The sequence below is a fragment of the Streptomyces sp. NPDC012935 genome (assembly GCF_042900345.1).
Taxonomy (GTDB): domain Bacteria; phylum Actinomycetota; class Actinomycetes; order Streptomycetales; family Streptomycetaceae; genus Streptomyces.
Genome location: NZ_JBIBBC010000010.1, coordinates 175756 through 195393 on the forward strand (window position 1 = coordinate 175756; position 19638 = coordinate 195393).

Here is a 19638-nt window from a genome sequence, read left to right on the forward strand (position 1 = left end):
ACGGTGCCCAACTCACGCTTCAGCAGCCGCAGTCATCGGCAGCCACCCGCGGCGCGGTCAGCGGGTCGGCCTCCCGACGCTCCCGCCCCTGCCAGGTCTCGTACTCGAAACCCTCACGCGCCCAGTACTCGAATCCGCCGAGCATTTCCTTGACCTGGTAACCGAGTTCGGCCAGGGCGAGGGCGGCCCGGGTCGCGCCATTGCAGCCGGGGCCCCAGCAGTACGTCACGACCGGCACGGACCTGTCGAGGAGCTGCCCGGCCTGCTCGGGGATCAGCGCGGTGGGGAGGTGGATCGCGCCGGGGACATGGCCCTGATCCCAGGAGTCGGTGGAACGGGAGTCCAGGACGACGAATCCGGGGTCCCCGTCGGCCGCGAGCGCGGCGGCGACGTCGGACACGTCGGCGTGGAAGACGAGGCTCGCACGGAAGTGGGCGGCGGCCTCGGCAGGCGTGGCGGGCGCGACGCGCAGGACAGCGTTGGGCGTGGTCGTAGTCGTCATGACCGGAAATCTACGACCGGTGATCCGCGCCCTGAAGAGGAAATCCCCTGCGCTCGTCTTGATCCGCCGTGGAATGCCCTGCTATCTCTCACCCATGACCACGTATTCCCCGGACGCCACCGACTGGCGCATCCTCGACGTCCTTCAGCGCGACGGCCGCGCCAGCTTCGCCGAGCTCGCCAGGGCGGTGTCCATGTCCGCGAGCGCGGTCACCGAGCGGGTGCGGCGGCTTGAGGAATCGGGCGTCATCCAGGGCTACGCCGCCGTGGTGGACCCCGAGCGGCTGGGCCTGCCGATCCTGGCCTTCGTCCGCCTCCGGTACCCGAACGGCAACTACAAGCCCTTCCACGACCTGGTCGCCGCGACGCCCGAGATCCTGGAGGCGCATCACGTCACCGGCGACGACTGTTTCGTCATCAAGGTCACGGCCCGTTCGATGCGGCATCTGGAGGAAGTGTCCGGCAAGATCGGCACACTGGGCTCGGTGACGACGAGCGTCGTCTACTCGTCCCCTCTGCCCCGCCGCCCGCTCGGCCACTGACTCACCCCTGCCCGGCCCCCCTGGGCCACTGATGTCATCAGACACCCCGCTGCCGCAGCACGGACCCCGTTCTCCCCTTCACGACCTCCAACTGCGCATGGATCCGGCGCCGCAGATCCGCGACATGGCTGACGATCCCGACGCTGCGGTCGCGCTCGCGCAGGGAGTCGAGCACGTCGAGCACCTCGTCGAGGGTCTGATCGTCGAGGCTGCCGAAGCCCTCGTCGATGAACAGCGTGTCCAGGCGGACTCCGCCGGCCTCGTCGGTCACGACGTCCGCGAGGCCGAGAGCGAGGGCGAGAGAGGCGAAGAACGTCTCGCCGCCCGACAGCGTCGCCGTGTCCCGCTCCCGCCCGGTCCAGGCGTCGACGACATGCAGCCCGAGCCCGCTGCGGCCACGGCCGGCCCGGTCGTCGGAGTGGACGAGGGTGTAGCGGCCGGACGACATGCGTTGCAGCCGTACGGTCGCGGCGGCGGCGACCTGTTCGAGCCGGGCCGCCAGCACGTACGACTCCAGGCGCATCTTGCGTTCGTTGTCCGACGAGGTTCCGGCGGTGAGCGTGGCGAGACGGGCCACGCGGTCGTACTCCCGCCGCAGCGGGGCGAGTTGGCGCACCGCTGCGGTCGCGCGCGTGGACAGCCGGTCGAGCTCGGTGCAGCGCCGGGCGGCGGCGTCACGCGCGGAGGCGGCGTCGCGGGCCCGCTGGACCGCCGCGGAAGCGGCCCGCTCCGCGGATCCCACCTCGGCCGGCGGCTGCTGGGCGGCGGCTGCGGTGTCGGCCTCGGCGAGGACGGCACGTACGGCGGACTCTTCGGACTGCCAGGCGTCCAGCCGTCGTTGGAGGTCGCGGTGGGCGGCGGCGTCGAGGAGCGCGGCCGCGGCGGCGTGCGGGGTGTCGAAGCCCGCGCGGAAGGCGGCGTCGGCCAGGCGGGCGTCGGCGTCCTTGAGCCGTTGGGCGACGTCCTCGGCGGCGCGCGCGGTGTCGGCGGCGTCGGTGAGCAGCTCGGCCTGCCGCTCCAGTTGGGCGGCTCGCGCGGCCACGCTGGCGGCGGCGCCGCGGGCTTGGTCCAACTCCGCCTCCAGAGTTGCCCGTTCCCGGTCCAGCCGCTCGCGGTGGCCCACCCGGGACGCGACTCTGACTGCCGCCCGCTGCCGGTCGGCGGTCCGCTGCTCGCACTCCGCCTCGGCCCGGCGCAGCTCTTCCTGCGCCGGATGCAGCGCGGACGCCTCCCGGCGGGCCTGCGCCCACGCGCGCTCCAGCTCCTCGCAGTGCGCGGCGAGTCGGTCGGTCGGCGAGTCGCCGGCCTCGGCGGTGGCGGCTGCCAGTGCCTCGCGTACGACGCCCAGGTGCCGTTCCTTCTCGCTGTGCCGTTCCTCCGCCTGCTGGTAGGCGGCCAGCGCGCGCTCCTCCGCCTCCCGGTCCACGTGCCCGGCATCCTTGCGGGCGGGGGCGGGGTGGTCGGTGGCCCCGCAGACCGCGCAGGGTTCGCCGTCCCGCAGCTGGGCGGCCAGTTCGGCGGCGATGCCGTTCAGACGCTGTTCCTTGACGTCGAGCCAGTGCCCCTTGGCATCGAGCACCTGTTCCTGGGCGAGCCGGGCCTGCTCGGCGGCCGCGTCCGTGTCACCGGCGAGCTGGTCACGCATCCGCGCGGCACCGAGCCGCTGCTGCGCGGGCTCGCGCTGTACGGCAAGCTGCTCTGCCCGGGTCGCGGACTCCTGGGCGGTGTCGATACGGGCCTGGAGTGCGGCGCGGCTCTCCTCCCACCCGGCGAGCCAGTCCTCCGCGTCCTGCAGCAGGCCCTCGTCGGCCCGTTCCTGACGGTCCAGCTCGTCGCGCTCGTGGACGAGGTCGGCCAGTCGCTGTTCACCGCGACGCGCCGACTCCAGTCCGCCCAGTTCCTCGGCGGCCCGGCGTGCGGCGACCGCGAGCCCGGCGGCGCCGGCCCCCGCGAAGGTCTCCGGCAACAGTCCACGCGCGTGTGCCTCGGCCGCCGCCGCCCGCCGGTGCTCCGCCTCGGCGGCCTCACGCAGCTCCAGCGCGGGCGCCACGGCCTCCGCCTTGCGGGACCGCTCCATCCGGATCTGCGCCTGCCGGTAGCCGTCGGCGCGTTCGTCCAGCAGCGCCGCCCGCTCCCGTGCCTCGGTGAACCGCCGCTGCAACCGGGCCACTTCGCGTACGTCGGCCAATGTCCGCTCGGCGGCTGCCTGGGCGGACTCGGCGGCCAGGAGGCTGCAGTGGGCGACGGTCAGCTGCTCGCGGGCGGCGCTGCGGGCGATGGCGGCAGCACCGAGGATGGCCTCGGCAAGGCCGGGATCGCCCGGTGCGAGGTCGGGCGGCAACTGCATGGCGCTGCCCGCCGCCTGCTGCATCCGGTGTGCGTCGGCCAGCAACGCGGCGTCGCCGTCCCGCACCTGGGCCTCGGCCGCCCGTCGGCGCTCGGCGAGACGCTTTTCGACCTCGGCGAAGCGGTGCGTGTCGAAGAGGCGGCCCAGCAGCTTGCCGCGCGCCTCGGCGTCGGCGCGCAGGAAGCGCGCGAAGTCACCCTGGGGCAACAGCACGACCTGGCAGAACTGCTCACGGCTCATGCCGAGCAGCTGGGTGATCTCCTCGCCGATCTCCTGGTGCGAACGGCTGAGGTCCTTCCAGGTCCCGGCCTGCGCGTCGTACTCGCGCAGCCAGGTCTGGGCCTTGTCGAGCGTCGTGCCCGAGCCGCGCTTCTTCGGGCGCTCCCAGGGCGGCTGCCGGGTGACCTCCAACCGGCGTCCGGCGACGGTGAGTTCGAGCCGGACCTCCGTGCGCGTGCCGGCCGCGGCGTGATCGCTGCGCAGGGCCATGCCCTGGCCACTCTGGCGGGCACCCGGCACGGAGCCGTAGAGGGCATAGCAAACGGCGTCCAGGACGGAGGTCTTACCGGCGCCGGTCGGTCCGTGCAGCAGGAAGAGGCCGGCCAGGGAGAGCGCGTCGAAGTCGACGGTCTGCGAACCGCCGAAGGGCCCGAAGGCCGTCACGTCGAGGCGATGGAGCCTCACCGCGCCACCTCCCGCACAACCTCGTCAGCCCGCACCGCGTCGAACGCGTCCCTCAGCACGCCCTGTTCGTGCTCGTCCGGCCCGGCCCCGCGCACATGCGCCACGAAGTCCTCCGCGATCTCCTGATCGCTCCTGCCCGCGAGGCGCTGCGCGTAGGACACTTCGGGATCGTCGGGCGCCCGCTCGGGGTCGAAGACGAGACTGAGCGTGTGCGGGAAGCGCTCGGCGAGGCGGGCCATGGGGTCCGCCGGGCGCACCGCGTCCGTAAGCGTCGCCTCGACCCACGCCTCCTCGCACCGCGTGAGCGCGGGGTCGGCGAGCAGGTCCTCCAGCGTCCCGCGGATCCGGGTCAGCGCACGCGGCACCGGGCACTCGACCCGCTCCGCGGTGATCGCTCCGTCCCCGTCCAGGTCGACGAGCCACATGCTCTTGCGGTGATCGGCCTCGGAGAAGGAGTACGGCAACGGTGAGCCCGAGTAGCGGACGCGGTCGGTGATGGTCTGGCAGCCGTGGAGGTGGCCGAGCGCCACGTAGTCGACGCCCTCAAAGACCCCGGCGGGCACCGAGGCCACCCCGCCCACGGTGATGTCCCGCTCACTGTCGCTGGCCTCGCCCCCGGTGACGAAGGCGTGCGCGAGGACGACGGACCGCGTGCCACGCACGCGTGCGGCGAGGTCCGCGCGCACCCGCTCCATGGCGGCGGCGAGCACCGCCTCGTGCGCGGGCTTGCCCACACCGAACTCGTCCTTCACCAGGGCGGGTTCGAGATACGGCAGCCCATAGAACGCCACATCGCCGAAGTCGTCCCGCAACACGACCGGCGTCCCGCACGCCGAGGGCTCGGTCCGCAGATGGACACCTGCGCGGCCGATCAGCCCCGCCCCCACACCGAGGCGACGCGCCGAGTCGTGGTTCCCGGAGATCATCACCGTCGGTACACCGAGGTCGGCGAGCCGGTGCAGTGCGTCGTCGAACAGCTCGACCGCGGCGAGCGGCGGCACCGCCCGGTCGTACACGTCTCCCGACACGACCACCGCGTCCACACCGCGCTCACGCACGGTCGTGACGAGGTGACCGATGAACTCGGCCTGGGCCCCGAGCAGGTTCACCCGGTGGAACGCCCTACCCAGATGCCAGTCGGAAGTGTGCAGAATTTTCATGAAATCGCTCTGCCCTGCACATTTACCCCTACTGCGCCTCTCAAACCAGCACGAACCAGCACGGGGCTCGCTGTCAACACCCGCCACGCTAACGCATGCCGCCACCTGGTCCGGTATCACAGCCGAAGTCGTGCGAGGTGCAGGCCTGTTGAACCACCGGGTCTGACATCACGGCGATGAATCCGTCGGGCGTGTGGTGGTGAAGCGTCTGCGGTAGTCGGTCGGGGTGGTGCCCAGGTGGCGGGCGAAGGCGCGGCGCAGGGTTTCGTCGCTGCCGAGGCCGCTGTGCTGCGCCGCCGAGGTCACGCTGTGCCCGTCGAGGAGGAGTTGCTGCGCACGATCGAGGCGGACGCGTTCGACCCAGCGCGCGGGTGTGGTGTTCAGCTCACTCTGAAACAGCCGGGTCAGGTGCCGGGTGCTGACGGCGGCGGATGCGGCCATTGCGGGCAGGCTGTGGTCGGCGGCCGGGTCGGCGAGCACGGACGCGGTCAGCGAGCCCAGCAGATCGGTGCGGGCTGGTGGGGTCACCAGTGCCGTGGAGAACTGCGACTGCCCGCCCGGGCGCTGCATGAAGACGACCAGTTCGCGGGCGGCTTGCCGGGCCGCATTCGCTCCGTGGTCGTCCTCGACCAGCGCGAGGGCCAGATCGATGCCCGCGCTGATGCCTGCGGAGGTGACGTACCGGCCGTCCCGGATGTGGAGGGCGTCCGGTTCGACATGCACCCGGGGGTGGCGGCGGGCAAGTGTCCTGGCATGCCGCCAGTGGGTGGTCGCCCTGCGCCCGTCGAGCAGGCCCAGCTCGGCGAGGACGAAGGCACCGCTGCACACCGAGGCGATCCGCGGCGCCCCCTCGGCGAGGACTGCGGCCGCTGCCAGCAGCTCCTCCTCAGGAGGCTGCTCGGCGAGCCGGTCGGCTCCCGCGACCACGAGCGTGTCGACCGGCCCGGCATCGGCCGCCACCATGGTCCGGGCCAGCGCCACGCCCGAGGAGGTCATGACGTCACCGCCGCGCGGGGATACCAGCACCGGTGTGTAGGGGTGACCGAGCCGTCCCGCCTGGTGCAGCACCTCCAAGGGGCCGCTGACGTCGAGCAAAGTGACCTCACCGAACACCAGGAAGGCAACACGATGCGTCATGTCTGAATCTGTGGGTTGCATGGCAGCAAGGACATGGCGCCAGAATATGGCACCGCGCGACTCTGAAGGAGGTCACCGATCGAGCAAGGACAGGAACGGCAGGCATCATGAGTGAATCAATCGCGGGCGTGCAGATCCCCGACAGCACACTGGCGCGGGAGGCGACCGAGCTGGTACGGGAGGTGGCTTCGCCGCTGCTGTTCGATCACTCCCGGCGGGTGTTCCTGTTCGGGGCGATGCGCGGCCGGGAGCAGGGGCTGCACTTCGATCCCGAGCTGCTGTACGTGGGGTCGATGTTCCACGACCTGGGGCTGACCGCGCGCTTCCGCCGCACCGACCAGCGTTTCGAGATCGACGGTGCCGACGAGGCCCGCCGCTTCCTGCACGCCCACGGCATCACCGGCGAGCTGGCCGACCGCGTCTGGACCGCCATCGCCCTGCACACCACCCCGGAGATCCCCCTGCACATGGCGCCCGAGGTGGCCCTGGTCACCCGGGGCGTGGAACTGGACGTCCTGGGCATCGGGTACCACGCCGTCTCCGACGAACAGCGAGCGGCGGTAGTCGCGGCCCACCCCCGCCCGGACTTCAAGAACCGGATCCTCGCCGCCTTCACCGAGGGCATCGAGGACCGGCCCGAGACGACCTTCGGCAACGTCAAGGCGGACGTACTGGCCCACTTCCTGCCGGGCTTCACGCGCGGTGACTTCGTGGAGATCATCAAGAACTCCGACTGGCCCGAGTAGCCATCTGCGCAGGCTGAGACGCGCAACCCAGGATCGCGGACCCGGCCCGCTCCTTGGCCTCACGGCCGGGGCCGATGCCCTGCATCGGCCCCGGCCCTAGCGGTCACAGACGGCCGAGCACCTCGAACGGGTCCGCGCCGCCGCCGTTGTCGACGGCGGCGATGCGCCGGCGGAGGGTGTAAGTCTCCGCCGGCCCCAAGGTCACCTGACGCTGGCTCATGATCCAGATGCCACACGCGTACGCGGTGAAAGCCACGTCCTCGTACAGCAGGCCGTAGGTCTGCCGGTCGGCGCCGGTCATGCCGATCCACGGTGCTGTGGGCGTGAAGTCCGCGGGCTCGCCGTTGGTGAGGGTGCCGGCGCCCGGGACGCCGCTGCGCTGGCCCGCACCGTCGTGGTCGAGCACGTCGCCGGTCCAGAAGGTCCGGATGGTGGTCCCGCGGTTGGTGAAGGCAGTCTCCGCCGTTACCCACGGCTCGCCCGTGTGCACCGTGTACGTCGTGACGACCTCCAGGTCGGGCACGCTCGAACCGGCGCCGACGACGCGCACGGACGCCGTGTCAGCACCGGAGTTCAGGACCTCGACCGATGCCGAGCGGACGGTCAGTTGCTGCCAGGCGTTGCCTCCCCGAGGCTGTGCCGGGGAGGCGTAGGGCAGGTTCAGCCAGTCGAGCTGGTCGAGGTGGCCCACCGCGGCAAGGTCGAGCGGCTTGCCGACCGTCGCTCCGGGCAGCTGCGGATCGGCAGAGCCGGCCGAGACGGCAAGCGCGACCAGATCGTTGCCGATCACGATGTCGGAGGTCGTGGCCTGCGACTGCGGGCCGGGTACGGTACGGCCCTTCCCGGCGTAGGCGACGGCACGGCGCAGGCGCAGGTCGGCTCGTGCCCCCTGGCTCTCCCCCACAGTGACCGTCACATCGCCCGGGTCGTAGCCGACGCCGTTCGCGGCGACCGTGTAAGTGCCGGGCGGCGCGAAGGCGATGTACTCGCCGGAAGGGTCGGTCGTCGTCGCCGCGACCCGGGTGCCGTCGGCCGCGGCAACCGTCACCGCCACGTTGACCAGCGGCGCAGCGGTCGCCGCGTCGACGACCGTCCCGAGGAGGCCATCCCCGTCGTCGATCCGCCGTGCGCCGGGGACACCGTCCCGTACCTCGAACGCGGCGATCGTGTAGGCCGGGGAGGACGCGTCACGGGAGTTGAGCACGATGCGCAGATCACTGCGCCACCGTCGCTCGGTGACGTCACAGAGCACGTAGCCCCGGTAGGTCCCGTTGTAGAACTTCACGTGCGGATTGGCTGCAAGGCCCTGCCGTACGTCGTTGTCCCAGCCCGCGCCGGAGGAGATCGACGTACCCACGAACTCGGTGGCGACCGTCTTGGACTTGGGGTCGGTGAAGTCGGTCTTGAGGTCGTTGACCCAGTGGGTGTGCCAGTCGCCGCTGAGCACCACGGGGTTGGAGGGCCGGTGCCCGGCGATGAAGTCGAGGATGCGGGACCTGGCGGCGGGATAGCCGTCCCACTGGTCGAGGTTGACGATCTGGCCCGGACCGAGGTCGTAGTCGAAAGCCGCCATGATCGTCTGCTGGGCGATCACGTTCCACCGGGCCTTGGACCGGTCGAGCTGGTCGAGCAGCCAGCGCTCCTGCTCCGGACCGGTCATCGTGCGGGACGGATCGTAGACCTCGTCGTTCGGTGGCTTGCGGCCGTCGCCGTTCGCCTGGTCGCTGCGGTACTGCCGGGTGTCCAGCACGTTGAACTGGGCGAGCCGGCCCACCGTCAACTGCCTGTACATGAGCGCGTCGGGCCCCTCGGGGCGTTGCTCAGGGCGCATCGGCAGATGCTCGTAGAAGGCCTGGTAGCCGTTGGCCCGCCGCTCCAGGAACGGGCGTCCGTCCCCGGCGCCGCCCGGGACGTCCGCCGCGTAGTTGTTCTGCACCTCATGGTCGTCCCAGGTGTGGACGAACGGGAAGCGGGCGTGGGCGGCGCGCAGGTCGGGGGAGGTCTTGTACAGCGCGTACAGGCGCCGGAACTCCTTCAGACTCCCGTTGGCCGTCTCATAGATGTAGTCCCCGAGGTGCAGCACGGAGTCCAGGTCCTGCTCCGCCAGGTCCCGGTACGCGGGATAGGGGCCGCCCGCCCAGGCCTGGCAGGAAACCATGGCGAACCGCAGCCGGTCGGCCTCGGCGCCCGGCGCGGGCATGGTGCGGGTACGGCCTGTGCGGCTGTGCACGCCGTCCGCCCGGAAGCGGTACCAGTACCAACGGTCCGGCGCGAGATCCTCCACGACGACGTGCACGGTGTGCGCCGACTCGGCCCGGGCCGTGACCTCACCGGACTGCAGTACGTGCCGAAAGCCTGCGTCACGCGCCACCTCCCAGCGCACCGGCACGTCCTGGGCGGGCATGCCGCCGGTGTCGGCGAGCGGGTCGGGCGCAAGGCGGGTCCACAGGACGACGCTCCTGTGGTCCGGGTCACCGGAGGCGACGCCGAGGCTGAAGGGTGCCGGGTCCAGTTCTGCGGCCTGTGCGTCGGGCAGCGGGTCGATCAACTGGCTCGTCGCCACGGCGCCGAGCGTTCCGCCTGCCAGGGTCAGGAATCTGCGTCGTGCGATGGGTCTGACCATCATGGTGCGGTGTCCTTCGTGAGCTGGGTGAGTTCGGGCGGGGTGAAGGGGGCATGCTCGAGTCCGGCCCGCACACTCATGTGCCCACGTGTCGGGAGGGTCGAGTCCGGGCGTACGGACCGGCACGGGACGTTGAAGAAGGCGGCTCGCGCGGGACGGAGCAAGCAGTGATCCGGTCGCCGGCAGGAGAGGGAGAGAGCCGGGGCGCCCACGTCGGGTGGCTGCGCGGGCCTTCCGATCCGGCGCGGTGCCGCAGCTTCGGCGGGGCGACGCGTGGTTGCCTACGAGCCGATGGGATATGTCAACCGGCCACGGACGGGCCGTATTCGCGTGCCGGGCCAGGGCGTCCCCTGGGCTTTCGACGTCGCTCCTCGGTGTACCGCCGTCGCACGGCGGGTGGCAGCGATCGATGCGGGCGGGAGCGATTTTCCGGGCGGGCAGTCCCGACGGAAGCAGCTGACGGAAGCAGCTACATGGCGTCGAGTCGTGCGTACTCCTCGGAGGTGAGGATCAGGTCGGCGGCTGCCGCGGAATCGATGATGGTCTCCGGGCGACTGGAGCCGGGAATCGGGATCACCACGGGCGAGGCGGCCAACATCCAGGCCAGACAGACCTGTTGAGGGCTGACCCTGTGGTTCTGTGCAACGTGCTGTGACCCACGGACTCTAGGAGCGCGGCGCTCCCCCGCCCGGGACGCCGTGCGCCCGGCCCCGAAGGGCATCGAGGCCGGGCACCAGGCTCAACAGCTGCCGGGCGGCCGGCGCCATCCGTTCCCGATCCGGTACGGCAACGGCCGCTCGCCAGAGGGCAGCCTCCCCGTCGGCGAAACGCACGGCACTCAATGCGGCTGCTTGCGGCTTGCGCGCGACGTGCTGGGGCACGAGGGCCACTCCCAGGCCGTGACCGACCAGGTCGAGCAAGCTGTGTACATCGTTGACCTGCAGCGTGACCAGCCGCTGGTATCCGGCGTCGGCGAAGGCACGGTCCGAGACGGCGCGCGCACCCCATTCGGGCGCGAAGTCCACGACGCTCTCACCGTCGAGTTCCTTCCACTCCAGGGCCTCGCGTCCCGCAAGAGCGTGATCGGCGTGGCACAACAAGAGCATCGGTTCCGTTGACAGGGGCAAGAGCCGAACCCCGGCCGGGGGTTGGCCACCCACGGCCACGAACGCCAGGTCGAGTTGTCCGGCGGCGACATCCTGGATCAGGGCCTGTGAGCCATCCTGCCTCATGCGGATCTCCACACGAGGGTGACGACCGCGGAAGCCGGACAGGAGAGAGGACACGTGGACCGCGCCGAGGCACTGTTCGCTTCCGACGGCCACAGCGCCTCGCAGGAGTCCTTGCACGGCGGCGACCGCGTCCTTGGCGGCGCGCGCTCCGGCGAGCGTGCGGCGTGCCTCGTCGAGCAGCGCCCGGCCCGCCTCGGTGAGATCCACGCTGCGGGTGTTGCGCAAGAACAGCTGGGCGCCCAGCTCCTTTTCAAGGGAGCGCACTGAGGCGGACAGCCCCGACTGCGACACCAGCAACCGCTCGGCGGCACGGGTGAAGTGCCGTTCCTCGGCTACAGCGACGAAGTACTCCAGGTGTCTCAGTTCCACAATCACTCACCTTTCCCCTACTTAGTCAGACTTTTCCACTCGAATCCATTGGTGATGAACCTCTTCCCGCGACTCCCGTCGTCCGGGAGAGTTCCAGTGCCGTTCTCACTGACTCCGCGAGCAAACCGATGAACACCTCGCGGCCCCAGAGCGACAGCCCCAGAGCCGCTGTGCAGGCAGCCAGTGCGTGGAGGGTCCCGAGGGTGTCCTCCAGAGAAACCTGCTGCCCCTTGGTTTCGCCCCCCAGGGCAAAGCCACGCACTGCCTCGCCCACTGCGAACTCGAAGTGCGGGGGAGCCACCGAACTCACTCGGTCGACGAGACGCACGAGTGCGTCGCCGCTGACGCCCTGACCTACGATGCCTGCAATCGCCAGCGTCGAGCGCAGCAGCCCATCGACAATCACGCACATCTCCGCATGAGCCGCCTCCCCCACACCATCCACTGCCGCACTCACCGCGCCGGCATCGTGACTCGCGTATCCCCGCACCATGGCCATGGCCATCCGCACGGGCTTGTTCTCCGGGACACCTCTCACAGCAGCGAACTCCTCCACCGGTCAGCCGCTCAGCCGCTCAGCCGCTCAGCGACGAACGAGCGAACCGGCGCATCAAGAGGATCGCCGCAGCCACGACCAGGCCGGCGAAACCCAGTACGGCGTCGCGAACCGGCACCGCCTGCACAGCCAGTCCCAGACCCAGCACCGGAACGGACAGCCCCAAGTACGCGGCGAGGAACAGCCCTGTCAGGGTTTCGCCGCGCCGCTCGGGCACGGCCAGCGACAGCACCGTACTGACGCAGCCCTTGAAGGCTGTGCCCCCACCCGCTCCGGAGACCGCTCCCCCGACGAGGAACAGCGGGAGGTCGGCCGTCCAGACCGCCGCGGCCACTACGGCCATGCCGACCGCGAGGAGCCCCAGGCCCGCTTGTAGTTGGGTGCGGGTACCCACACGAGCGAGCAGGATCTGAGCCAGCGCCGCAGAACCGAAGACCAGGAAGGCCGCGAGCCCGGTCACGGTGGGAGAAGCGACGTGCAGACCACCCAGGACGAGGGGGGTCAGCGAGGTGAACAAACCGAGCACCGCGAACGTGACCAGACCCGCACCGGCCGCGGCGAAGAACGCGGGACGGGCCCCATCGGGAACGCTTACGCGCTGCGGGCGGTAACGCGGCCGCGGCTCGGGCCGCGCGACGGTTTCCGGAACCAGGAGCACGGCCACCGCTGCCAGGGCGAGCAGGCCGAGGAAAATCAGGTAGGGCGTGCGCAAGGGGGCTGGGGCGCGTTCGGCGAGCAGTCCGGAGACCAGCGGCCCGATTCCCAGCCCACCGAGGTTGGCGCCCGTGGCCACCACATTGGCGCGGACGGAAGAGGCGTGGGGCCGGGCACGCCTGTGCAGGTCGTCCAGGTGCGCGGTGGCCGTCGCCGTCAGCAGTCCCACACTCAGTCCCGACAGCAGGCGGGCGACGATCAAAGCCGGAACGGAGTACCGGCTCGCGAACACCATCGCGGAGGCGATGCTGAGCGCGACCGCCGGGAGCAGCACTGTTCTGCGCCCGAGCCAGTCCGACAGGTGTCCCGCCAGGAAGAGCGCAGCCAGCACGCCGACGGCGTAGGTGGCGAAGACGATCGTGACGACGAACGGCCCGAACCCGTCGGCCTGCTGGTACAGCGGGTAGAGCGGGGTGGGCACGGTGGAGAAGGCCATGGTCAGGGTGAAGGTCGCGGCGATGAGCCAGAAACCGGTCTGATGGCGAGCGACCGAGCGGCGCCGGCGGGCGTCTCTACGACCATCCCCGGCCACCTGCTCCATCGTGCGTCGAAGCCCCGTTGCTGGGGCCCTCGTGCCCTGGGCGCCGGCGGTGCCGGCGGCGGACTGGGACATGACGGACCTGCTTTCTCGACGCCTGCCGTGTTCGGCATGGCACCTGGAGCAACGCCGGTCAGGAGGCCCCCCTTCCACACTCGGCGCGATAATTGGTGAGGACTGTTATCTCTGTGGGAGATGACGTTCCCAGCCAGGAGAGGTGCTCATGGACCTGCGCCAGATGGAAGTCGTCGTCGCCGTCGCCGAAGAAGGGGGATTCACGGCTGCGGCCCAGCGGCTCCACGTAGTCCAGTCCGCCGTGTCGGGCACCGTGCGGACACTGGAGCGAGAGCTGGGTGCCCAGCTGTTCGATCGCACCACCCACCGGGTGGCCCTGACACCGGTAGGCGAGGCATTCGTACCGGCCGCACGTGCGGCGTTGCGTGCTGCGGAACAAGCACGGTCGGCGGTGGACGCGGTACGCGGTCAGCTGCGGGGCACGGTGACGGTCGGCACGATGCAAGGCCTCTGGGCCGGCCTGCACCACGCTCTGGCCAAACTGAGGGCACAGCACCCCGGCGTGGTGGTCAGGCTCCGGCAGGCAGCTGTTGCCGACATCCGTCAGGCGCTGCGCGACGGCACAGTGGATCTGGCTGTGGTCGCTCTCGACCGTCGACAACAGCGTGCGCTGGACACCCGGCTGCTCGCCCGCGAGGAAATGGTGCTGGTCGCCTCACCCCAACGGGAGTTCGGCGGAACGGGAGCGCAGGACACGGTCACGCTCGACGAGGCGGCAAGGCTGCCGCTGGTGGACTTCGCTCCCGGCTGGGCGATCCGCGACGCGGTCGACCGCGCGTTCCGTGCCGCCCTCGTCGAGCGCGACACGACGTTCGAGGTCAACGACATCATCGCGGCGTCCGAACTCGTCCGCCACGACCTGGGCGTCTGCATCATGCCCGAGTCGATCGCCGCACGCTTCCCGGACCTGGCCGTACGCCGGTTCGAGCGGCACGCGCCGCACTGGAACGTCATGGTCGTACGGCCCCGGGGCGAAACTCCCCCGGCAGTCGCCGCCCTGCTGCAGCACATCACCTGACGGCGACGAGGCCTGACGCCTGGCGGCAGTGCGTGCAGTCCGGCGAACCGGCTGCTGTCGCGCGGCGGCTTGGGCTCCCCGTCACCGTCGTCGTGGCACATGACTGCTGCGCGGTACCGGCTCCGGTCGTTCCGACGGCCGCCGTTGGTCAGCGGTACTTTGGCAGGCGGATGATCCCGCCTTCCTGGAAGGGATCGCGACCGAAACCGGACTCATGTTCCATGAAAAAATCATGCAGCTCAGGGCAACTGACCTCGGTAACAGCCGTGCCCACTACGTACCGCTCAGGGAACGAGACGCGGATGCCGGTCCGGTCGTCGGGTGGTGAAAGCTAGTCGTCCGCGGAGATCGGCTGCCAGCCGGCGTTCTCGATCCGCAAAAGCACGAGGGACGTGTCCCTCAACTCTTCGCCGGAGTCTGTGCTCATGATTCTCAGCGATCCCGCCATCGCCCAGGGGGCCGCGTCGGTGCTCAGCGTGTCCATCAGCACGCTGTAGCCGAGCCTTTTGCGGCTACCGACGGCGATCCACGCGAAGGCAGCGAACGGAATCACGCCACATAACGCAACGCCGACCTCTGTCCAATCGGCCATGCGCACTCCACCCCCGCGGCCTCATCACGGCACGTCATGATCTCGTACAGCGGTTCAAGGCTGTCAAGGCCTGTCTCGCCCCGTCAGGCTTCCATCGTCGGCGCGGGCCGCCTGGTGCCCGAACCGCGTACGCCGAACCTGACGCAGCCCAGCCGAAGGCGATCGGACATCGCTGCCGACGGCGTCAGCGGTACCGAGTCAGGAGCCGTATGGACCGCCCCATCCTGGCCGCATCCCCATGGGTTTCGGCTACTTCCGGCCATAGTGAGAGGAAGCACTCCGGGTCTCGCAGACGCCGCCTACAGTGACTCCCTGTTCATGCAGGACTTCGGGGGAACGACATGGATCCAGTGACGGCCGTCGCAGCGGCAGGTGTGGCGCTCGTGGTCAAGGGAGCGTTGGAAAGCGCGGGGCAGGAGGCCGGTCGCTCGGGCTGGGCCGGTGGTGCCCGCCTGGTGGAGCGGATCCGAGCACGGTTCCGTGGCAACGCGGCAGCGGAGCAGGCTCTGGAGCAGGTGACCGGCTCCCCGGGCGACGAGAATGCCCAACAGGACCTGGAGCGGCAGCTCGCCGCGCACATGCTGCTCGACTCGGACTTCGACGTGGAGATCCGAAGGCTGGTCGACGAGGCCGTCGCCTCGCAAGGCCGGTCCGGTGCGCAGATCAGTGCGGGGCTGATCAAGAACGCCCAGGTGTTCAACGGCAAGGTCGAAGTGCAGGGGGACTGGAGGACGTCGTAGCACTGCCGACGTCGTCAGCCGTTTCGACCGGGGCCTCCCCGCGACACGTCCGCCTTCCCCGCGTCCCGATCCGCACCCGCGGCCTTCCGCGCAGCGCCCCGGCGCGCGCTGGACACCGCACCGACAACTCTGCTGATCCGAAGGCCGAAAGACCAGAACATGAGCGAGGACAGCTCCTCCGAGAGCGCCCGGCCCGGAGCCGGTACGGGGGACCGCAGAGGCGGGGACCGCAGAGGCGATCCACCGCGAGGCAAGGACAAAGAAGACGCAAAGCGGGGCGCCGCCGGCGGCGAGGACACGGCCGAGCCGAAGAAAGACGACAAATCGCCCGGCGCCGAGTCACCCCGGGCGGATGCCGAGGAGCACGACGGGCCGGTCAGCGAGAAGGACGCGCTTCTTTCCCTGACGGAGGGGATCGGGCGCGGCGACGCCGAGCGGTCCGAGGCGCTGCGCGCCGGGGCCATCGCCGACGAGATCGCCCGCCGGCTGAGCGCAGACGCCTCCGGTACCCACATCGGCACGCTCGCCCTGTTCAACGCGGACGTGAGCTTCGGCGGGGGCTTCCACGCCGGCGGCGCTCGCTCCGGTCGGCCGCGGCCGGGCGGGGTGTCCGTGTTGGCCATGGACGCGGCCGACATTGCCGACCACACCGAACTGTTCGTCGCGCCCGAGGACTACGGCGAGGCGCTGGACGCCCTGTGCGAGCGGCGGGTCCTGGTCCTCACGGGTGTGCCCGGAAGCGGCCGGGAGGCAGCCGCCGTGAACCTGCTGGGAGAGGCCCTGGCCATGGCGGGCGGCGGGGCGGGCTGCCACCGCATGCTGACCCCCGCCGCCGTTCTGGACGGGGGTTGGGAGCCTCCGGTGAAGCACTCCGGATACCTGGCGGCACTCGACGACGGGTCCCCCGTCGTCGAGAAGTTCACCTCCGCCTTCCTCAGCGGGCACTCCCACGGAACGGCCCAGTGGGCCGCCGTCGTCGCCACTCTGCGCGCCACCGGCTGTTTCCTGGTCCTGACCGGCGGCCACGACCTTGAGGTCCTCGCGACCGGCCCCGGCGGCGACCAGGTGGCCCGGCACGCGCTCGCTCCCGTGGACCCGTTGACAGTCGTCGAACGCCGAGTCCTCGGCCACAGCGGCGGGGTGGATGCGTCCGCCGACCTTCACTCGCTCCTGGAGCGCACCGGGGCCACGACAGCGCTGCGAGAACAGCCCTCGGCTCGCAACGCGGCCCGGCTGGCCTCCGTGATCCGCGCGGACGCCGATGTGGCCGCTGCCGTGGCGCAACTGCGGGACCCCAGTGAGCAGGTGCGCGCCTGGTTCAACCAGTACGGCGCACCGGACGCCGTGGCCTTCGCGCTGGCCGCGGCCGTGCTCGAGGAGTGCGGTTACCTTACCGTCGCGGACGCCGCGGTGAAGCTGCGCGCGGCACTCACCGAGCCCGAATCTGCCCCGCCCGACGTGAGGTTCGGGGACCGGCTCGGCCACGAGCAGCAATGGATCCGGCTGGACCTTCCCCCGGAGGGCGGCTTCGGCGCCCCGCGGGTCCGGTTCCGCAACGCGCTGCTGGGCCAGGTCATCCTCGCCTACGCCTGGAATCTGCTCGACGGCCGCCGTGACGCCGTACTCGACTGGCTTCGCCGTCTGCTGAGCCATCGTGACCTGGACGTGCGTGCCCGGGCCGCCGTGGCGGCGGGCGTGCTGGCCCTCGCTGATCCGCACTATGCGGTGCACCGCTTCCTGACCATCTGGGCGGGCAGTACGTCCTGGCCGTTGCGGCAGGGAGCCGCCACCGCGCTCAGCGTGGCGGGCAGCCGTCCGGAGACGGCGGAGGCGGTGTGGGAAGTGCTGCACCAGTGGGCACGCGGCGACGCCTCCGCCTACCAGCGCCGTCTGGCCGGGACGGCGGCACACGCTGTGGGAGGGCTGCTCGGCCGTACGGCGCCCATGCGGGCCGTGGCCATACTGCGCAGTGCGCTGGACCGGGAGGACGACTGGGGCACTCTGCCGTCGGTGGCATGGGGCGGCGTCCACCTCATCCACCAGGGGCAGACCGCCACGGTGCTGGACGCCTACCTGGAGTGGTCCGAGCCGCAGGACCTGTCACCCATGGTCGTCAAGTCGCTGTCGGCCTTCGTGTTCGCCGTGTCCCAGCCGTATGAGGAACCGGTCCTCGACACCGCCGACGGCAGACACGCGCGCGTGCCGGGCGTACCCGTCCTCCTCGGTGAGCTGCCACGCCACCGTGCCCGGCTCGCGGAGCTGTGGGCACGTGCCCTGGCCCGGCGGCCGGTGCAGGACGCGGCGCTGGACGCCCTGCACAAGTGGATCGACGACTACGCGGGCAAGTCCCCCGGGTCCCTCGACGCCATCGAGGCCCTGCTGGTGTCCGTGGCCGCCCGGCCCGGCCGGCACCGCGAGCGGCTGACCTGGTGGCTGGAGAAGTGGGCCCGCGACCGCGAGAAGCCCTCGGCGGGCGCCGCCCGCCTGCTCCGCTCGCTCGGCCGCTCCCGATGAGCGGCCTCGCACCATCGGCCATCGCGACATCCCTGAGAAGACTCCAAAGATAGGGGGAGACATGGAGGAACAGACCTACGACCCGGTCCTGAGCATCGATGACGTGCCCAAGTGGCGGCTGGTGAACCCGCTGCGGCCGCCCGCTCCCGGCCGGGCCCTGGTTCTCGTCCGGGACAGCGGTCCCTCGCTGACGGTCCGCAGCGGCGAGGAGATACCCTCCTCGCGGTTCGGGGCCTATCTCAGCGTGTTCACGGTCGACATGGCCGAGCACCGGTTGATCCTGGACATCCCGCTGCTCAGCCGCGATCCCACGTTCTCCTTCCGCAGCCGGGTGGACCTCGTGTGCCGGGTTGCCGACCCCGCCAAGGTGGTCGAACGCGGGATACGCGACATGAGCGGTGCGCTCTACGGCTATCTGCGCAAGTCGTTGCGCTCGGTCGCCCGGGACTACGACATCGCCGAGTTCCACGAGGCCGAGATGGCGCTGAACGCGGCCCTGGCCGGGTTCAGCGGCGACGACGCGATCCGGCTGCGCAACATACAGATCGAACTCCTCGTCGACGAGGACGAGATCGCCGCCAGCGGCCGGGAGTTCCGGGACGTCGTGCGCGAGACACGGCTGGAGGGCATGCGCCGCAAGCGGCACCTGGACATGATCCGCGAAGAGGGCGTCGACGGTCTGATCGCCGGGATCATGGAGAAGGAGGGCCCGCGCGCCGCCCTCGCCTGGATCGAGAAGGGCGAGGCGGAGAAGCGGGAGGTCCGGCGCGAGGTGATGCGCATGGTCCTGGAGCGCGGCGACGCCGACCGGGAGCCCTTCGAACAGGCGGAGTTGGAGCGAGCCGTACTGGAAGAGGTGCTCCGGGACGGCGACGGCCTCTTCGAGACAGCCACCCGGCGTGGGCGACTGCGCGGCAGCCTCGCGCGCGCTCTGGAACCCGGCGGCGAAGGCGACGGCCCGGGCATACGGGACTGGGAACCCGAACCGCTCAAGGGCGTGGTTCTGCGGGACGAGTACGACGGCAGTGCGGAGTACGGCCCTGCCCGCTCGCGCCCGAGGGACGAGGGCGGCACACCCCGTTCCCGGCTGTCCGGTACCGGTGGTCGCCGTTCCGGCTCCGCGCCCGCCGGACGATCTGGCGAGCCACCCGCTGACGAACCGTTGCCGGGAGCCTTCGGCGGACGGGCGGACGACCGGGCGACGGAACGCCACCGGGACGGCCCTGCCGACCGCGCCGACAGCGGCAGAACACGGCCCTGGCGGGAGCCGGCGGCCGACCGGGAGAGCGAAGCCGCCAGGAGGGCGGGCGAGGACCACCGTTCCGACCGCACCGCCGGCGATCGTCGCGGCGACGGCGGCACGGACCGGGACGTCGACGGACGCACTGACCGTCGTACCGAGGACACCGCGCCGAAGGTGAGCCGCGTCCGCGGAACCGCCAAACGGCGCCGCCCGGACACGTCCGACGGCAACGGGGAGCGACGATGACCCACCACGACACCTCGGCCCAGCCCCCGCTACCGACCGGCACGCGGCCGGCGCACGCAGC

Annotated in this window: 15 protein-coding genes and 1 pseudogene; 6 read left to right on the forward strand and 10 right to left on the reverse strand. The window is 71.1% G+C overall.

Annotated elements, in window-relative coordinates:
• Positions 1 to 19 precede the first annotated feature (19 nt).
• Positions 20 to 502: a rhodanese-like domain-containing protein gene (locus ACFY5C_RS24445; RefSeq protein WP_389447485.1), complete on the reverse strand. Its 483-nt coding sequence runs from the start codon at positions 500 to 502 to the stop codon at positions 20 to 22.
• A 94-nt stretch (positions 503 to 596) separates the two neighbouring features.
• Between ACFY5C_RS24445 and ACFY5C_RS24450 the strand changes: the two genes are divergently transcribed.
• Positions 597 to 1043 (forward strand): Lrp/AsnC family transcriptional regulator, encoded by a 447-nt coding sequence (locus tag ACFY5C_RS24450; protein WP_389447487.1) that lies wholly within the window; start codon positions 597 to 599, stop codon positions 1041 to 1043.
• Positions 1044 to 1080: 37 nt separating this feature from the next.
• Here the strand turns inward: ACFY5C_RS24450 and ACFY5C_RS24455 are convergent, their stop codons facing one another.
• The 3 genes from ACFY5C_RS24455 to ACFY5C_RS24465 form a co-directional block, all read right to left on the reverse strand.
• Positions 1081 to 4074, reverse strand: a complete 2994-nt coding sequence (locus tag ACFY5C_RS24455; RefSeq protein ID WP_389447489.1) for an AAA family ATPase — start codon at positions 4072 to 4074, stop codon at positions 1081 to 1083.
• The gene (locus ACFY5C_RS24460; RefSeq protein WP_389447491.1) at positions 4071 to 5234 is read right to left on the reverse strand and encodes an exonuclease SbcCD subunit D; all 1164 of its coding nucleotides are present in this window, start codon (positions 5232 to 5234) and stop codon (positions 4071 to 4073) included. Before ACFY5C_RS24460 ends, ACFY5C_RS24455 begins: the two co-directional genes overlap by 4 nt.
• Before the next feature lie 168 nt (positions 5235 to 5402).
• The gene (locus ACFY5C_RS24465; protein ID WP_389447493.1) at positions 5403 to 6371 is read right to left on the reverse strand and encodes a GlxA family transcriptional regulator; all 969 of its coding nucleotides are present in this window, start codon (positions 6369 to 6371) and stop codon (positions 5403 to 5405) included.
• A gap of 107 nt (positions 6372 to 6478) precedes the next feature.
• Between ACFY5C_RS24465 and ACFY5C_RS24470 the strand changes: the two genes are divergently transcribed.
• On the forward strand, positions 6479 to 7117 hold the full coding sequence (locus ACFY5C_RS24470) for an HD domain-containing protein (RefSeq protein WP_389447494.1): 639 nt from the start codon (positions 6479 to 6481) through the stop codon (positions 7115 to 7117).
• 103 nt (positions 7118 to 7220) lie between these two features.
• Here ACFY5C_RS24470 and ACFY5C_RS24475 read toward each other — a convergent pair whose 3' ends face one another.
• The 5 genes and pseudogenes from ACFY5C_RS24475 to ACFY5C_RS24495 form a co-directional block, all read right to left on the reverse strand.
• Positions 7221 to 9743, reverse strand: a complete 2523-nt coding sequence (locus ACFY5C_RS24475; protein WP_389447496.1) for an alkaline phosphatase D family protein — start codon at positions 9741 to 9743, stop codon at positions 7221 to 7223.
• 466 nt (positions 9744 to 10209) lie between these two features.
• A pseudogene (locus tag ACFY5C_RS24480) lies at positions 10210 to 10458 on the reverse strand (aldo/keto reductase); the annotation flags it as partial.
• The gene (locus ACFY5C_RS24485) at positions 10406 to 11341 is read right to left on the reverse strand and encodes a LysR family transcriptional regulator (RefSeq protein WP_389447497.1); all 936 of its coding nucleotides are present in this window, start codon (positions 11339 to 11341) and stop codon (positions 10406 to 10408) included. The pseudogene ACFY5C_RS24480 and the gene ACFY5C_RS24485, both read right to left, overlap by 53 nt.
• Before the next feature lie 25 nt (positions 11342 to 11366).
• Positions 11367 to 11897: a hypothetical protein gene (locus tag ACFY5C_RS24490; RefSeq protein WP_389447498.1), complete on the reverse strand. Its 531-nt coding sequence runs from the start codon at positions 11895 to 11897 to the stop codon at positions 11367 to 11369.
• Positions 11898 to 11916: 19 nt separating this feature from the next.
• Positions 11917 to 13224, reverse strand: a complete 1308-nt coding sequence (locus tag ACFY5C_RS24495) for an MFS transporter (RefSeq protein WP_389447500.1) — start codon at positions 13222 to 13224, stop codon at positions 11917 to 11919.
• Positions 13225 to 13372: 148 nt separating this feature from the next.
• On the opposite strand from ACFY5C_RS24495, the gene ACFY5C_RS24500 reads away from it, so the two are divergent.
• On the forward strand, positions 13373 to 14242 hold the full coding sequence (locus tag ACFY5C_RS24500; RefSeq protein WP_389447502.1) for a LysR family transcriptional regulator: 870 nt from the start codon (positions 13373 to 13375) through the stop codon (positions 14240 to 14242).
• Positions 14243 to 14573: 331 nt separating this feature from the next.
• On the opposite strand, the gene ACFY5C_RS24505 is transcribed toward ACFY5C_RS24500, so the two are convergent.
• Positions 14574 to 14834 carry a hypothetical protein gene (locus ACFY5C_RS24505; protein WP_389447504.1) on the reverse strand — a complete coding sequence of 87 codons (261 nt, stop codon included), beginning with the start codon at positions 14832 to 14834 and terminating at the stop codon, positions 14574 to 14576.
• Positions 14835 to 15175: 341 nt separating this feature from the next.
• Between ACFY5C_RS24505 and ACFY5C_RS24510 the strand changes: the two genes are divergently transcribed.
• The 3 genes from ACFY5C_RS24510 (at position 15176) to ACFY5C_RS24520 (ending at position 19577) form a co-directional block, all read left to right on the forward strand.
• Entirely contained in the window at positions 15176 to 15574 is a 399-nt protein-coding gene (locus ACFY5C_RS24510) for a hypothetical protein (RefSeq protein ID WP_389447506.1), read from the forward strand.
• Positions 15575 to 15733: 159 nt separating this feature from the next.
• On the forward strand, positions 15734 to 18088 hold the full coding sequence (locus tag ACFY5C_RS24515; RefSeq protein ID WP_389447508.1) for a hypothetical protein: 2355 nt from the start codon (positions 15734 to 15736) through the stop codon (positions 18086 to 18088).
• A 61-nt stretch (positions 18089 to 18149) separates the two neighbouring features.
• Entirely contained in the window at positions 18150 to 19577 is a 1428-nt protein-coding gene (locus ACFY5C_RS24520) for a hypothetical protein (RefSeq protein ID WP_389447510.1), read from the forward strand.
• Positions 19578 to 19638 lie beyond the last annotated feature (61 nt).

Coding starts and splice junctions, on each gene's coding strand:
- ACFY5C_RS24510 (WP_389447506.1), top strand. CDS start 15,176: ATGGATCCAGTGACGGCCGTCGCAGCGGCAGGTGTGGCGCTCGTGGTC.
- ACFY5C_RS24450 (WP_389447487.1), top strand. CDS start 597: ATGACCACGTATTCCCCGGACGCCACCGACTGGCGCATCCTCGACGTC.
- ACFY5C_RS24495 (WP_389447500.1), bottom strand. CDS start 13,224: ATGTCCCAGTCCGCCGCCGGCACCGCCGGCGCCCAGGGCACGAGGGCC.
- ACFY5C_RS24470 (WP_389447494.1), top strand. CDS start 6,479: ATGAGTGAATCAATCGCGGGCGTGCAGATCCCCGACAGCACACTGGCG.
- ACFY5C_RS24505 (WP_389447504.1), bottom strand. CDS start 14,834: ATGGCCGATTGGACAGAGGTCGGCGTTGCGTTATGTGGCGTGATTCCG.
- ACFY5C_RS24520 (WP_389447510.1), top strand. CDS start 18,150: ATGGAGGAACAGACCTACGACCCGGTCCTGAGCATCGATGACGTGCCC.
- ACFY5C_RS24445 (WP_389447485.1), bottom strand. CDS start 502: ATGACGACTACGACCACGCCCAACGCTGTCCTGCGCGTCGCGCCCGCC.
- ACFY5C_RS24465 (WP_389447493.1), bottom strand. CDS start 6,371: ATGACGCATCGTGTTGCCTTCCTGGTGTTCGGTGAGGTCACTTTGCTC.
- ACFY5C_RS24475 (WP_389447496.1), bottom strand. CDS start 9,743: ATGATGGTCAGACCCATCGCACGACGCAGATTCCTGACCCTGGCAGGC.
- ACFY5C_RS24500 (WP_389447502.1), top strand. CDS start 13,373: ATGGACCTGCGCCAGATGGAAGTCGTCGTCGCCGTCGCCGAAGAAGGG.
- ACFY5C_RS24460 (WP_389447491.1), bottom strand. CDS start 5,234: ATGAAAATTCTGCACACTTCCGACTGGCATCTGGGTAGGGCGTTCCAC.
- ACFY5C_RS24515 (WP_389447508.1), top strand. CDS start 15,734: ATGAGCGAGGACAGCTCCTCCGAGAGCGCCCGGCCCGGAGCCGGTACG.